Here is a 12,821-nt window from a genome sequence, read left to right on the forward strand (position 1 = left end):
GGCGGTGTCGGGCGTCGGGGAGCGGGCTCGTGGGCAGGCTGTCATTTGTTGCAAATGATCCTATCCGTGATGCGGGGCCAATCCGCCTGTACAGTTCAACCGTGGACCACAAACCTCATCAATCGCCATGACAATGGATCACCCTCGTCGCAACTTCCTGCAGAAACTGGTGGCATCGGCCGCGGTCGTGCCGTTGCTCTCGCCTTATCGGGCACTCGCCCAAGCCGATCGCGCCAGTACCGGCAGCCACCAGGGGAAGACGCTGCGCGTCGCGCTGATGGGGTTGGGCAGCTATGCCGCCCGGGTCGCGGAAGCCATGCAGTCCTGCAAGCGCGCCAAGGTCGCCGGGCTCATCAGCGGAACGCCTTCCAAACTCCAGGAATGGGGAACGAAGTTCGGCGTGCCGGAAAAGAACCGGTACGACTATGAGAATTTCGACCGCATCAAGAACGATCCGGACATCGATGCGGTTTACATCATCACCCCCAACGCGCTCCATCGCGATCAGGCGATCCGCGTCGCCAAGGCGGGAAAGCATGTCATCTGCGAAAAGCCGATGGCGGTCAACGCCAAGGAAGGGCAGGACATGGTCGACGCCTGCGCCGACGCCGGCGTGAAGCTGTTGGTGGGCTATCGGATGCATTTCGAGCCCAAGACGCTGGAAGTGATCCGCATGCGCAAGGCGGGCGATTTCGGAAGCATCTCGTTTTTCCAGGGCCTGTGCGGCTTCCGCATCGGCGACCCCGACCAGTGGCGGCTGAATAAGGCGCTGGCCGGCGGCGGGTCATTGATGGATATCGGCATCTACGCCATCAACGGCGCCCGCTACATGGTGGGCGAAGACCCGGTATGGGTGACCGCGCAGCAAACCAAGACCGACCCGGTCAAATTCAAGGAAGGGGTGGACGAAACCATCCAGTTCCAGCTGGGCTTCCCCAGCGGTGCGGTGGCTTCCTGCCTGTCCACCTACCAGATGAACCATCTGGACCGCTTTTTCATGACCGGCGAACAGGGATTCGCCGAGCTGCAGCCTGCCACGGGCTATGGCCCCATCGAGGGTCGTACCCACAAGGGCGAACTCACGCAGCCGCACGCCATGCACCAGACTATCCAGATGGACGAGATGGCCGGCATCCTGCTTGACGGGAACACACCCGTGGTCCCTGTCGACGGCGAAGAAGGCCTGAAAGACCTGAAAATCATCGATGCCATCTATGCCGCCTGCGGAACCGGCCGCAAGCAGGAGCTGCGTCTAGGCTAAAAGGAAGTGATGTAGCCCGGTAGGCTGGGTTGGTTTCATCAACCCATGGCTTCTGCCGCGACGTAGCCCGGGTACGGCCCGCGATTACAAATACCCCAGATGCATCAACGTGAAGGCAGTCATGTCGGCGCAGGCGTGGAAACTGATCACGTACCACAGGTTGTTCGGCCAGCGCTGCCGCACTGCCGCCGCAAACACTGCGAATACCAGCGCATTGGCCACGCCGAAAGCACCGAGCTGCAAGTGATAGGCGGCGAACAACAGCACGACGAGAGTCGTCGCCACCACCGGCCGCCCACGCCACGCCGGCAGGTGCCGCAATAGCATGGCCTGCAAAAACCCGCGGAATACGAGCTCTTCATAGAACCCGCCGATCACCCAGGCCAACGCGAGGGCAATCAGGTAACCGGACAGGTGCGCGCGCACGAAATCGAAACTGGAAAGATCGGGCGGCTCGCCCAACAGACGAGCCAGCATCGGACCGATCGCCGCGTAGTTGGCCATCGCGTAGGCCACGCCGAGCGTGCCACCCACCAGCAGCGGCACGAGTCCCAATGCCCGCCACCGAAACCCGATGTCGGCAAACCCGAGCCGCTGATATCGCAGCATCCCGGCACACAGGCCGAGCCCAAGCAAAGGATAGAGGAACATCGGCACGCCGAAGTGCGGTGCGAGCAATACGCACAGACTGCCGAATGCAACCAGCAACGTTTGTGCGGTCGCCGGCCGGGAAGGGGTCAACGGGGCATCTTCCATGCGGTCAGTGGGCCACCCGCCATTTCTTGCGCAGAAAGTGAACAGACATCAGGCTACACCGCGCACTGCAATCAGTGAATTCCGCGTCCGACCCAAGACAATTGCGGAACGCGGGGGGTTCCCGTACGCCCGCGATTGACCGCGTTCTCTCTACTCTGCCAACGCCTTGACCAGGTCGAACAGGTAATCGCGGCCGACGTAGACAGAACGCACTTCAAGACGTTCGTTGAGGCCATGGACGCCGTTGCCGTCGGGGTCGCCCCACATGCCTGGTGCGCCGTAGGTCGGGATTCCCACCGCCGACAGGTAGAGCCCGTCGGTCGCACCGGTCGAGAGCGACGGGATCACCGGCACGCCGGGGAAGTACTTCGCGCTCAGCGCCTCCATCGGGCCGATGATGGCCGGATCGAGCGGAGGTGACTTGGCCAGTGGCTTGTCTTTGCGCGCCAGCTCGATCGAGATGTCGGGATTGCCGATGATGCCGGCCAACTGATCCTTGATCTCGGCCGGCGTATGGCCGGGAAAGATGCGGCAGTTGACGTTGGCTTCCACCCGCTGCGGCAGCGCGTTGACCGCGTGGCCGCCGTCGATCATGGTCGCCACGCAGGTCGTGCGCAGCATCGAATGGAAACCCTTGTCGGTGTTGACCACCGCCGCCGCGTCGGCGTCGCCCAGATCCTTCGCCAGTGCCGCCATCGCCGTTCCCATGGCGTCCTTGCGCGCGACACCCGCACGCTCGAAGAACACGCGGGTGGTGGCATTGAACTCGGCGGGGAACTCGTGCTCGCGGATCTTCAGCAGCGCGTCGGACACGGCGTAGATCGCGTTGCCGCGCACCGGCTGGGAGCTGTGTCCTCCCGGGTTGGTGGCAACAAGCTTGTAGTCCTGGTAGATCTTCTCGCCGACCTGGATCGACTGCGCCACGAGGTGGCCCTTGCCATCGGTGTCGCCGCCGCCGCCTTCGTTGAGCGCGAAGGCCGCATCGATCAGCTCGCGCTTGTGGTTGGCGAGGTACTGCGCGCCATTGAACGCGGTATCGGTCTCCTCGCCGCAGGTCAGGGCCATCTTGACGGTACGCGCCGGCTTGTAGCCGTCCTGCCGGAAACGGATCAGGGCGTCGGCCCAGGTCGCCGCCATCATCTTGTCGTCGGCGATGCCGCGGGCGTAGTAGTAGCCGTTCTCCTCGATCAGCTTGAACGGATCACGCTCCCAGTCGGCGCGGTTGGCCGCTACCACGTCGATATGGGCCAGCAGCAGGATCGGCTTGAGCGTGGTCGACGTGCCGGGATAGATCGCCACGATCCCGCCCTCCTTCGGGTGTTCGGGCACGGAGAACAGGGTGACCTGGTCGTCGGCGAAGCCGGCCGCCTTCAATCGCGCCGCGATCTGCTCCGCGGCCTGGGTGCAGCTACCGTTGGCGACCGTGGTGTCGGTCTCCACCAGTTCCTTGTAAAGCTCAAAGAATTGCTTCTGGTCCGGACGCAGTTCCCCCATCGTGCCGGTCGGCACCTGTGCCGCCGCCGGAAACGCCACGAGCGCAGCAGCAGCGAGCGCGATCAATGCCTTCATCGACTTCTCCTTCGGTAGTGTCCGAACACGCGGGTCGGCGTCGATTGCGCCGACGCCAGTGAGCGGCGTTTCCGATACTACCGCAACACCACAGCGTCGTAGGCATCGATGTCGAGTGCCCGTGCATGGAAGTGGTAAGTGGGTCATGGTAGCGGCAGTGCGAGTTCCGGCCTGACTGGCTACGGCCTGAAGTCGAGACAGGAGCAGCAAACTCGATCGGCTGCGGTCGACGTCGAGCGAGCGTGTAAATAAACGCGAGAAGCGCGTCTCGCTATCCGGCATCGTCCCGGACACGCTCCACACGCGTGCGATACGCGCTTACGTTATTGCCGGAGATGCTGGTCTCCCGCGTTCCGTTGTTCTCGCCGATTTTCTCGTCCGAGCCGGTCACCGGCTGGGCCTCGACCGCCGTTTCGCGTTCGAAGGCGTGCGATTTGTCGGTGTTGCGGTAATAACGGTACAGGGCCCAATACAGCGCCGTGGCGCCGGCGGGGCCGATGGCGAGCAGCCAGAGTCCATTGTCGTCGCTCATGACGCAGCCACCATGATCCAGAGTGCGATGCCTTCAAGGAACGTGCCCACCGTCAGCGCGGCCGTGAGCAGTTTCCACTGCTGCACCGGCACGCTGCCCATGGTCTCGCCGGTGCGGCCGTTCACCGCGATGTAATGCAGCATGCCGCCGTTGGCGCCCGGCTGGTGGTACGAATACAGCCACACCGGCAGGTACATCGACACCCAGCGCGTGCCATGGACGCTGAGGCGTTCCTGCTCCCAGCGCACGCCGCGGCCGTAGCGGCTTACCGACCCTTCGACTTGCGCGCGACCGACCGACAGCAGTTGATCTTCCAGGCGCGGCCGCAGGCGCTCCACGTCGGTGTTGCGTTTCTCCGAGGTGAAGCCCGACAGGTAGGACGCGTTCCACTTCACCGCGTTCTTGGTGTCGAAGGGCAGGATGGTGTTGATGATGTTGTTGGTGTTGGTCTTGGTATCCAGGTTGCCGCGTTCGGTGGAGGATTCCAGCGGCAAATCGTCCACCGTGAAGTCCACGTGCCGCTCCACTTGGTACACATCGGCATCGTAGTAGGTCTTCTTCTTGTCGCCGCTGCCGCGCGTGTACTCGCGCGTTTGTATCTCGCCCTGGCCGGCGACGTCCACGCTCACGTTGCCGTCGACGATCATGTAGGGCAGATAGACGCCGACCACGTTCTCGGGCGTGAACTGTTCCTTGAATGCCTTCAGCGCGAACAAGCGCCGCTTGTCCACGAACTGGCGAATGCGCGCGACCGCGTCGTCCTTCTTGATATGGAAGGGGAGCACGGCGTCGGGCACCGCGCCGTTGGCCACTTGCTCGTTGACGCCGAGCACGTGCCGGCACCAGTGGCAGCGCGCGGTCATCGCGTTGTCGGTATTGACCGTCACCTCGGCGCCGCAGCCGGTGCACTTGAAGCTCATCAGGCTGGCGGCGTCGGCGGCGATGTCCCGCGCGCCGGACGCGATCACCGTACCCTTGAGCTGGCCGATGCCCTCGCCGAACCCGAACTCCTCCTCGACCCGCGCGCCCTCCCATTCGTTGCGGCAATACAGGCAGACCAGCAGGTCGCTGCCGGGCTTGTGCCGGATATCGGTCGCGCCGCATTTCGGACAGCGGTTCAGGCCGTCCTTGAGCTCGGCGGCGGCCGTGTCGATGGCGACCGGGTCGGGCGCCAGCAGTTCCTCGCGGATCGCTTCGGGCAGCGTGGCCGGGTCGACCGGCAGGCGGCCCGGCAGCGGCGGCACGTCCTGCGGCGATCCCGGGCCGGTGACGGGCGGCAACGGCGGCGGCAGTGGCGGCGGACTATTGGTATTCGACATTTAGGTTGGGCGGTTCGTGGTGCGCGATTTAGAGACCCAGTGCCTTGGCCTTGAGCGCGTCGTAATCGTCCTGGGTGATCAGGCCGAGATCGAGCATCTCCTTGGCCTTCTTCAATTTGGCGACCGGGTCGTCGGCGGCCGGTGCGGCCGGCGCAACCGGCTGCTGCAGGTTGCCGACGCCGCCGAGCATGCCCGAGGCCATGCCCACGCCGACCAGGCCCGCGGCGCCGCCGTTTTCGCCCGCCGACTGAATGCCCTGGGCGACGCTAGCCTGCAGGTTGGAATTGCCGCGCGAACCGGCCAGCGCATCGGCGCGCTGCACGGTCTTGAGCAACTCGCGCGTGTTGGCGTCGTATTCGATCGACACGATGGCGGTCTTGACGATGGCCAGGCCGCGTTCGGATTTCCACTGGTAGCCGTTCTCCACCGCGTCGGACAGGCTCTTGGCGAAACCGAGCGAGTCCTGCTGAAGCTTGGTGATGCGGTTGCCTTTGGCCGGATCGTTGGAGTACAGGCTGAAGGCCGGCGCCAGCGAACCGACGACTTCGTTGAAGAGTTGGCCGGCGGCGGCATTGTCCAGGTCGGTGAAGTCGAAGATCTGGCCGGGCTGCAGATAGCTGGCCGGCACGAAGTTCTTCACGAACAGGATGGGATCGACGATCTTCAACGTGTAGGAGCCGCGCGTCACCGCGCCGACCTGGGTATTGAGGAAGCCGTCGTCCCAATAGATCTCGGATTGCGTGCCGAAGCGGTTCTCCGGCAGTTCCTTCAGCGAAACGAAGAACGCCGCCTGCTGCGAACCCGGCTGGCCGCCGAACTTGAAGCGCTCCCAGCTCTGCTTGATCAGCGGACCGACCAGGCCGTCGCCGGCGAAGATCGATTGCGAGTTCAGGTCGTCCGAGCGCCATTCGTAGCCGCCCGGCTCGGCGGCGAAGCCGGTGATCTTGCCGTCCTGGAACAGCAGCAGCCCGTAGCCTTCGGGCACCACGATCTTCGAGCCGTTGGTGATGATGTTCGAGGAGCCGTGCGTGTTGGAGCCGCGTCCGGCGTTGGTGCCGCGCGGCACCGCGGCGAACAACGCCGCCGTCGACGGCAGGCCGTCCGGCACCGTGTAGAAGTCCTTCCACTGGTCGCCGAGCATGCCACCGACCGCACCCGTCACTGCTTGCACAAGACCCATGACATCTCTCCGTGATTCGTGGCCGGGCAAGGTACCCGCCATACCCGACGTACTATACATTCCCGGGCGGTGGGCCCAATGCGTGCAAAAGGTCATGGATGGCCAACTATCGGCGCACTCAGGTCTCCAGTGGCACTTGGTTTTTCACTGGCGCTCGCGATTGTGACCGGCCGGTTAAATCCGTAACCCACAGCGGGCGTTCGCCAGCGATCCAAGAGGCATTAGACGGCTTCCGTGCCGGTAAGCGCCCACACCACAATGTTGCATGCCCTGCCGACCTGCGATATCGCCGTAATCCTTGTGTCGTGCAGGCAACGTCCGATTGACGGGCCTCCTAGGCCACACACACAATCCACGCTACACCTCACTTTGAGGTTTAATCGTAGTTAGGCAGCGGTGAAACAATGTGTGTACGTTTGACATTCTTTGCAATGCTCGCGATGTCGGGTTGTGCCGCTACGCCCTCCGCTGGCCATGACCCTCGCGCCGGATATTTTGCCGACCCCGCGGACTTCATTGGCGTCAACTTCAAGGCAGGCCAGCCCTCTTCGGACAACGATCTGATTGCGTCATTGGCGGATGATCGTTCCAACGACGCTCTTCGGCACGACTTAGGTCTTATCGCCAAGTTTCCGGCAACCGAACCACTCCGCGTTGAGGGCTACACTGACAGTCACGAGTGCTCTGGTTCTAGTTGTGTCGCGCTTTCTCAGCGTCGCGCTCAAGCGGTGCATGATTGGCTGATTCAACAAGGCGTACCCTCGTCACGGCTCTCATCGCCTTTCGGCTACGGTGCCGCTCGCCCCATAGGAGACAATGGGACTGATGCAGGCCGCGCATCCAATCGGCGTGCTTACATCAGTTACACGTGGAGGTAGTTGGCTTGTACGAGCCGCTGCCTAACAATTCATTCAAGCCGAACCCGCCTCGCGGGCCGGCTCAGTTCAGGCATTGAACGTACAGGGGAGTTCCGATGGGCTTCGCAATATCTTGGCTCGCTGTCTCAGGCAAGGAGCCGCAACAGGTGCTTGATGAGTTGGGCTTCACTCGCACTGGAGAATCGGAGGAATTTCCGGAATCTCCGTTCACATGCGCCTCCCTGCAAGGAGGTTGGTTTCTCGTCTTTGCCAACAGCTTCGATTCGCCTATCGTCTCAGAGAGAGCTCTGAGCGATCTATCTGTTGGGTGCAGTGTCGTGTCGTGCCAGGTCGAGGAACACGTGATGTTCAGCTCTGCTACTTGCCACGAAAATGGCGCGAGAGCATGGCACGTGGAACACGATGCACAAGAAGATATCTACCATCTAGTGTCAGACGGCAACGTCCCGCCTGCGTTTAACGACATCTACGCATCGCTAAAGAAAGAACAAGACGATTCCGGTGGCGCGGACGCGGACGTAGACTACCTTCATGATGCGCCAGTCGCGCTAGCTAAAGCCATCACCTCGTATCGCCACGATGAGGACATTCAAGACGCCAAGACCGATCCCTTTGAGGTGCTGCAGCAACTGCGCCCAACCGCCTCGGCAAAGCCATGGTGGAAGGTTTGGTAGGGACGTATAACGGGTTCGTCCACGCTCGGCCTACTTCAGGCATTATGCCGCTATGACAATCGCTCGAAAGACGTTATGTGTCGCAGTCCTTCTCTTGCTTTCCGGCTGTGTCACTAGTAGCGAATCCGGTTCCGCAGCGATGGGTTGTGATGTCTCTTGGATTGGGAACAGTAAGCTCTCTCCGCAAAGAGCCTGTGAGCTACGTGCCCTGGCAAATCGCTGCGCCGTATCTGACAGGTGCCAGATCCAATGTGAGGCTAAAGGTGGATTGCCGAATGTCGGTGGTGGCTGCAGCCATGCATGCCAAGGCGGCGGTGGCGCACAAACCGACGAAGACATAGCCAAGAACGGAGGTTTGTATGCCACTGAAGATTCGGTCGCTTGCTACAACCAGTCACGATAAGCAGCCTAAAAATTCATTCAGGCCGAAGCCGCTTCGCGGGTCGGCTTAACTCAGGCATTAGTTTGCTCGGAGAGATTATGACCACTGGATTCACGCCTCCCGGCCACAACACGGTTTCGCCGTACCTGCTGGTTCCCTCAGTCGTGGATGCTTTGGCATTTGTCATTGCCACGTTCCAAGCCGTCGAACTTTATCGCGTTGCAGGCGAGAATGGAGGGGTCAAGCACGCCGAGGTCCGCATCGGAGATTCGGTGCTCATGATGGGTGAACGAGGTTCGGCTGCGCTCCCGGGTTCCATCCACGTCTATGTTCCGAACGTGGACGCGGTGTACGGCTTAGCGTTGGCGGCCGGCGCCACGAGCGTGTCCGAGCCCCGGGATCTTCCGTATGGCGATCGCAGCGCTGGCGTGCGGGATCCCCAAGGAAACCTGTGGTGGCTGGGAACGCACATCGGTGCGGCCTAACAATTCATTCGAGCCGACGCCGCCTCGCAGCTTGATTCAGGCGTTAGGCCTTACATCCCTGGCATCAAGCATCATGCCCATCCCGTAAAGGCAAACATGCTCAAGTACGTCTGGTTATTGGTACTCGCAATTCCGCCTTGGGTGGCTGTGGAATTCGATGCCCCGAAATGGATCATGATGGTTTCGGCTGCTCCATTTTTTCTTTTCGCCATGACTTTAGGGGATCCGGACGAGGATTTGCTCGGCGAGGCGTCGGGGACATTCCGCAAGTGGGCGCGAATAGTCATAGGGGTAGGCGGCCTTGTCTTAGGCGGCATTCTCTTTATCCTGTGGAAGGTGCTCTTTCCAAGCTCTTAGGCCTGCAGTGTTAGTCGTCAAGCCAAGCAACAGCGACTGCGGAACCCAGCAATTCGTCCAAGCCGACATCGCTTCGCGGCTTGGCTTAACCCAGGCGTTAGAACTCACATGACGGTCTTACGGCTCATCCCGGTTCTTCTTTTGGCATTGCTTTTTCTGACCGGATGTCAGCCACGGAAAACCGGGATGTTCTCTACTCTAAACATAGACAAGGATGGCCTGCTCTACGGGTACGAGATCTTCATAATCAAAGGCGATCGTGCGGTAGGAGCAGAGTCCGACTACTACGCAATCGTCCAATGCGCGAACGGCAAGGTCAGTCCACCTTTGATAGGTCAAGTCGAGATGGCGGCAGATCAAGTAAAGATCACTATCCCGCCTAATGTAGAGCTTGGCTGCCCATCATCACAATTCGTCGGTGTAGTGGGGTCCAACGAATTGGTAGGAACGTTTGGCAACGGGAAAAAGCTGACACTCCCACGCAAAGACAGTTTTTGGCAGTGATCTCCAACAATTCATTCAAGCCGGAGCCGCTTCGCGGCTCGGCTTAGTCGGGGCCTCAGCTACCCGCCCGCGAACCCCGCAGCTTGATCGGCGCATCCGTCGAATAGAGCTGACCGGGCACCATGGCGCCGAGGCCGTTCTCGACTTCGTTGCCGTCCGCCGTCCGCTTCTGCCACGGGATGGGTGCGTACGGTCCGGGCACGTAGGCCTGCCACCGGCCGTATTCCGCTTTCGGAATATGATTCTCATCGGTCGCCATCTTGAACGTGATCGGCATGCGCACAGCGACCGGTCCCGGCTTGGCGAGCCGTTCCGGCGCGATGTCGAAGGTCCACTGTTTCGCCGCTTCCACCGCGGCCTCGGTGAGAACCTTGCTGAATTTCCGCAACGTTTTTTCGTCGCTGAGTACCGTCATGTCGACTCGTTCGACATGCGTTTCGGCGACGGTGCCGTCGGGATCGAGCCGCAGCACGACATACACGATTCCGCTTACCCCCGAGCGAGCTGCGAACGGTGGATATTTCGGCGGTGTGAGTGCCGCCTTGGCTTTGACCTCGAACGGCACGTTCGGGTCTCGGAACGCCGTGTCCTGGATCGTGACCCGGAGCTTGTCATCGACGCCGGCGATGGGTCGCGCCAGCAACTGCACGCTCATCTTGACCGCAGCCGGCGACTGCAACGGACTGCCGTCGGCGTTCGCCACATCGAGTTCCCAGCTTGGTATTACTTCCGCGAGGAGTTGCTTGGTTTCCGGCGGCAGCGCGTCGGCACGGTCGAGCTTGTACGACTTCACCGCGCCATCGGGTGCGACAACCAGTTCGCCGGTGACCAGCATGCTGGCCTCGACCTGCTTGCGCGTCTTCTCGTACGGAGCTGCCGAAGCGGCGAAGGCGCACAACGCCAGCAACGTGAACAGCAAAATTCTTCGTGTCATTGCCAATTCCCCTCGTTGTATCCGGGCCGCGTCAGCAGTCGCGGCCCCTCGCCAAGCGACGCACCCGGGTGGAGCATAGCGGCTTTCTCGCGCGGCATCAGTCGGCGATGTAACTTACCAAGAGCTCGGCCAACTCTTTCGGGTGACTAAGCGCGACGCAGTGGCAGCCGGGAATCTCGTCGGGGATGATGCCCAGGCGCTCTGCCGCGATCCGGCGCAAGAAGTCGGGCGGAAAAAGGTGATCGTCCTTGCACAGCACAAATTTCGTCGGCACCTTCGGCCACGCGTCGAGCGGCCACGGCGTACGCCAGGCAGTCGGCGACTCCTCGCGTGCCCTGTGCAACGCCTCCTCGGCCAGGGCGCGTGGCACACCGTTGTAATAGCTGACGAGCGGATCGTCGTTGCCGGTCTTTCCGTCATCGCGCTTGGCCTGTTCCCGCGAGGCCTCGCTGTAGCCGGTGTTGGCCCACCAGTCTTCCGGGGTCTCCCGTGGAGCCGGAATCATCGCAGCCAGCAGAATCAACAGGTCGGTCGGCAACCGGGCGGCCACCAGCGGCGCGGTGAAGCCACCATACGATTGGCCCACGACCACCAGATCCCTTCGGTCGCCGACAGCCTCGACCACGGCGTCCGCGTACTCACTCAGGCCCGCAGCGGGGTCGTCGCACGGCAGGTCGGGAGCGACCACCTCGTGCCCCCGCGCACGCAACTCCGCCTCCAACAGATGCCAGTACCAGCCGACGTCGCCGCCGCCGTGGATCAACACGAAAGTCGCCATGCCCGCGAATCCTTGCACTCAAGGTCGTTAGTTCGGCAGAAAAGGGTATCAGAGCTCGTGGGATGTGGTGAGTGCAGCGAACCACATCAATCGCGAGCGCCACCACGCGAACGACGGCTTACCGCGTCCTGCGGGATCTGACTGCTTTTTTCCCCGGCAGTCCCGTTCACTTCGTCGGGAGGAACGCATTCGCGTCCACGAGCTCAACCCCCGGCGTTGCGCGGACGCAGTTGGCCAACTGGGAGACATGGCCTTGACCGTAGAACACCACGGCGCGGTCGCCGAGTTGCAGTGCCTGCAGCAAGCGCGCGCAGATGGCGAAATTGCGTTTCGCCCAGGCTGCGTTGAGCGCGACGCCAGGTTGCTCCTCGCCCTTCCCGTAGCGCAGGAACTCCGCATAAAAGGACGCACTCTCGTCGATGGCGCGTTGCGTGTTCATCTCGCGCAGGACGCCGCCGATGGTGTGCGTGGCCTGCAACGCGGTGATGCGGGCGGTGATGTCTTGGGCCTGCTCGGTCAGTGCGTCGAGCGCATCGGCCTTGCCATTGGCCTGGGCCCACGCCTGCACGGCTTCAAATGGGAAATCCCCCGACACATCCAGGCCGTGGACCTGCTTGAGCCCGCGTTGCTTGGCCAGCCGGAAGCCGAGTTGCACCACTTCATTGGTGGAAGGCGGCAGACTGCCGTCCAGATACCGCGCGTATTCGGTGCTTGCGGTGTCCGCCGGCCATTCGACGCCGACCAGCGTCGGCTCGAACTTCACCAGGGCATCGGCAACGGCTTGCAGCTCGGCCTGCCGCTGCGGCACGGTGACATCCACGGCCCGCACGTTGGCCTGGTCCTGGCCCGGGTTGCTGAAATGATAGGTACCGACGATCAGTACGCGTGCGGGTTCGGCGGCCAGCAAGGCCGAGGGCGCGATCACAAGAAAAAGTGCAAGCAGATAGCGGATCATGGCAGCAGCCTCAAGAGGTTCGATGGAGTTCGGGAGTCGTGGTATTGGCAAACGAACCGCGGACTGCCTTGCCTGCCAACGCAGCGAACGAGAGCGGGCGGCCTTGCTATTGATTGCTCCGCCCATTTAAGCCGGTCCGTGCGGCCGGGGCATGTGCCGTAGGATGGGTGGAAGGATGCGCGCACTTGCGATGTAGTGCATGTTACCGGCCTGGCCGCTGTGCGGGCCCACTACTGGAATGAAACCGGAGGGACACT

Annotated in this window: 14 protein-coding genes; 6 read left to right on the forward strand and 8 right to left on the reverse strand. The window is 62.2% G+C overall.

What is annotated here, in order from left to right; translation table 11 throughout:
- Window positions 1–133 precede the first annotated feature (133 nt).
- Window positions 134–1,261 carry a Gfo/Idh/MocA family protein gene (locus tag J2W94_RS09065; protein ID WP_310092388.1) on the forward strand — a complete coding sequence of 376 codons (1,128 nt, stop codon included), beginning with the start codon at window positions 134–136 and terminating at the stop codon, window positions 1,259–1,261.
- Between the two features lie 84 nt (window positions 1,262–1,345).
- Here the strand turns inward: J2W94_RS09065 and J2W94_RS09070 are convergent, their stop codons facing one another.
- The 5 genes from J2W94_RS09070 to J2W94_RS09090 form a co-directional block, all read right to left on the reverse strand.
- Window positions 1,346–2,017: a CPBP family intramembrane glutamic endopeptidase gene (locus J2W94_RS09070; protein WP_310092390.1), complete on the reverse strand. Its 672-nt coding sequence runs from the start codon at window positions 2,015–2,017 to the stop codon at window positions 1,346–1,348.
- Between the two features lie 150 nt (window positions 2,018–2,167).
- Entirely contained in the window at window positions 2,168–3,586 is a 1,419-nt protein-coding gene (locus J2W94_RS09075) for a M20/M25/M40 family metallo-hydrolase (protein WP_310092392.1), read from the reverse strand.
- A 271-nt stretch (window positions 3,587–3,857) separates the two neighbouring features.
- Complete coding sequence (locus J2W94_RS09080; RefSeq protein ID WP_093284932.1) at window positions 3,858–4,118, reverse strand: hypothetical protein; 261 nt, start codon at window positions 4,116–4,118, stop codon at window positions 3,858–3,860.
- On the reverse strand, window positions 4,115–5,437 hold the full coding sequence (locus tag J2W94_RS09085; protein ID WP_310092395.1) for a TFIIB-type zinc ribbon-containing protein: 1,323 nt from the start codon (window positions 5,435–5,437) through the stop codon (window positions 4,115–4,117). Before J2W94_RS09085 ends, J2W94_RS09080 begins: the two co-directional genes overlap by 4 nt.
- 28 nt (window positions 5,438–5,465) lie before the next feature.
- Window positions 5,466–6,617 (reverse strand): SPFH domain-containing protein, encoded by a 1,152-nt coding sequence (locus J2W94_RS09090; RefSeq protein ID WP_310092398.1) that lies wholly within the window; start codon window positions 6,615–6,617, stop codon window positions 5,466–5,468.
- Between the two features lie 440 nt (window positions 6,618–7,057).
- On the opposite strand from J2W94_RS09090, the gene J2W94_RS18175 reads away from it, so the two are divergent.
- The 5 genes from J2W94_RS18175 to J2W94_RS09110 all read left to right on the forward strand — a co-directional run bounded on the left by J2W94_RS18175 (window position 7,058) and on the right by J2W94_RS09110 (window position 9,897).
- Entirely contained in the window at window positions 7,058–7,495 is a 438-nt protein-coding gene (locus J2W94_RS18175; protein ID WP_430540595.1) for an OmpA family protein, read from the forward strand.
- Between the two features lie 95 nt (window positions 7,496–7,590).
- Entirely contained in the window at window positions 7,591–8,169 is a 579-nt protein-coding gene (locus tag J2W94_RS09095) for a hypothetical protein (RefSeq protein WP_310092400.1), read from the forward strand.
- A 480-nt stretch (window positions 8,170–8,649) separates the two neighbouring features.
- On the forward strand, window positions 8,650–9,036 hold the full coding sequence (locus J2W94_RS09100) for a VOC family protein (RefSeq protein WP_310092402.1): 387 nt from the start codon (window positions 8,650–8,652) through the stop codon (window positions 9,034–9,036).
- Between the two features lie 96 nt (window positions 9,037–9,132).
- Window positions 9,133–9,393 (forward strand): hypothetical protein, encoded by a 261-nt coding sequence (locus J2W94_RS09105; protein ID WP_310092405.1) that lies wholly within the window; start codon window positions 9,133–9,135, stop codon window positions 9,391–9,393.
- Window positions 9,394–9,579: 186 nt separating this feature from the next.
- On the forward strand, window positions 9,580–9,897 hold the full coding sequence (locus J2W94_RS09110; RefSeq protein WP_310092408.1) for a hypothetical protein: 318 nt from the start codon (window positions 9,580–9,582) through the stop codon (window positions 9,895–9,897).
- A gap of 55 nt (window positions 9,898–9,952) precedes the next feature.
- Here J2W94_RS09110 and J2W94_RS09115 read toward each other — a convergent pair whose 3' ends face one another.
- The 3 genes from J2W94_RS09115 to J2W94_RS09125 form a co-directional block, all read right to left on the reverse strand.
- Window positions 9,953–10,816 (reverse strand): energy transducer TonB, encoded by an 864-nt coding sequence (locus tag J2W94_RS09115; protein WP_310092411.1) that lies wholly within the window; start codon window positions 10,814–10,816, stop codon window positions 9,953–9,955.
- 112 nt (window positions 10,817–10,928) lie between these two features.
- Window positions 10,929–11,609 (reverse strand): alpha/beta fold hydrolase, encoded by a 681-nt coding sequence (locus J2W94_RS09120; RefSeq protein ID WP_310092413.1) that lies wholly within the window; start codon window positions 11,607–11,609, stop codon window positions 10,929–10,931.
- 166 nt (window positions 11,610–11,775) lie between these two features.
- Complete coding sequence (locus J2W94_RS09125; RefSeq protein ID WP_310092414.1) at window positions 11,776–12,564, reverse strand: DUF5694 domain-containing protein; 789 nt, start codon at window positions 12,562–12,564, stop codon at window positions 11,776–11,778.
- Window positions 12,565–12,821: the final 257 nt, after the last annotated feature.

Origin of the sequence: Pseudoxanthomonas sacheonensis (assembly GCF_031455975.1) — a bacterium.
Lineage (GTDB): Bacteria > Pseudomonadota > Gammaproteobacteria > Xanthomonadales > Xanthomonadaceae > Pseudoxanthomonas_A > Pseudoxanthomonas_A sacheonensis_A.

What these genes read in the sequence shown, in the direction of transcription:
- J2W94_RS09125 (WP_310092414.1), bottom strand. Translation starts at nt 12,564, where the DNA reads ATGATCCGCTATCTGCTTGCACTTTTTCTTGTGATCGCGCCCTCGGCC.
- J2W94_RS09090 (WP_310092398.1), bottom strand. Translation starts at nt 6,617, where the DNA reads ATGGGTCTTGTGCAAGCAGTGACGGGTGCGGTCGGTGGCATGCTCGGC.
- J2W94_RS18175 (WP_430540595.1), top strand. Translation starts at nt 7,058, where the DNA reads ATGTCGGGTTGTGCCGCTACGCCCTCCGCTGGCCATGACCCTCGCGCC.
- J2W94_RS09110 (WP_310092408.1), top strand. Translation starts at nt 9,580, where the DNA reads ATGTTCTCTACTCTAAACATAGACAAGGATGGCCTGCTCTACGGGTAC.
- J2W94_RS09095 (WP_310092400.1), top strand. Translation starts at nt 7,591, where the DNA reads ATGGGCTTCGCAATATCTTGGCTCGCTGTCTCAGGCAAGGAGCCGCAA.
- J2W94_RS09070 (WP_310092390.1), bottom strand. Translation starts at nt 2,017, where the DNA reads ATGGAAGATGCCCCGTTGACCCCTTCCCGGCCGGCGACCGCACAAACG.
- J2W94_RS09065 (WP_310092388.1), top strand. Translation starts at nt 134, where the DNA reads ATGGATCACCCTCGTCGCAACTTCCTGCAGAAACTGGTGGCATCGGCC.
- J2W94_RS09105 (WP_310092405.1), top strand. Translation starts at nt 9,133, where the DNA reads ATGCTCAAGTACGTCTGGTTATTGGTACTCGCAATTCCGCCTTGGGTG.
- J2W94_RS09075 (WP_310092392.1), bottom strand. Translation starts at nt 3,586, where the DNA reads ATGAAGGCATTGATCGCGCTCGCTGCTGCTGCGCTCGTGGCGTTTCCG.
- J2W94_RS09100 (WP_310092402.1), top strand. Translation starts at nt 8,650, where the DNA reads ATGACCACTGGATTCACGCCTCCCGGCCACAACACGGTTTCGCCGTAC.
- J2W94_RS09080 (WP_093284932.1), bottom strand. Translation starts at nt 4,118, where the DNA reads ATGAGCGACGACAATGGACTCTGGCTGCTCGCCATCGGCCCCGCCGGC.
- J2W94_RS09120 (WP_310092413.1), bottom strand. Translation starts at nt 11,609, where the DNA reads ATGGCGACTTTCGTGTTGATCCACGGCGGCGGCGACGTCGGCTGGTAC.
- J2W94_RS09085 (WP_310092395.1), bottom strand. Translation starts at nt 5,437, where the DNA reads ATGTCGAATACCAATAGTCCGCCGCCACTGCCGCCGCCGTTGCCGCCC.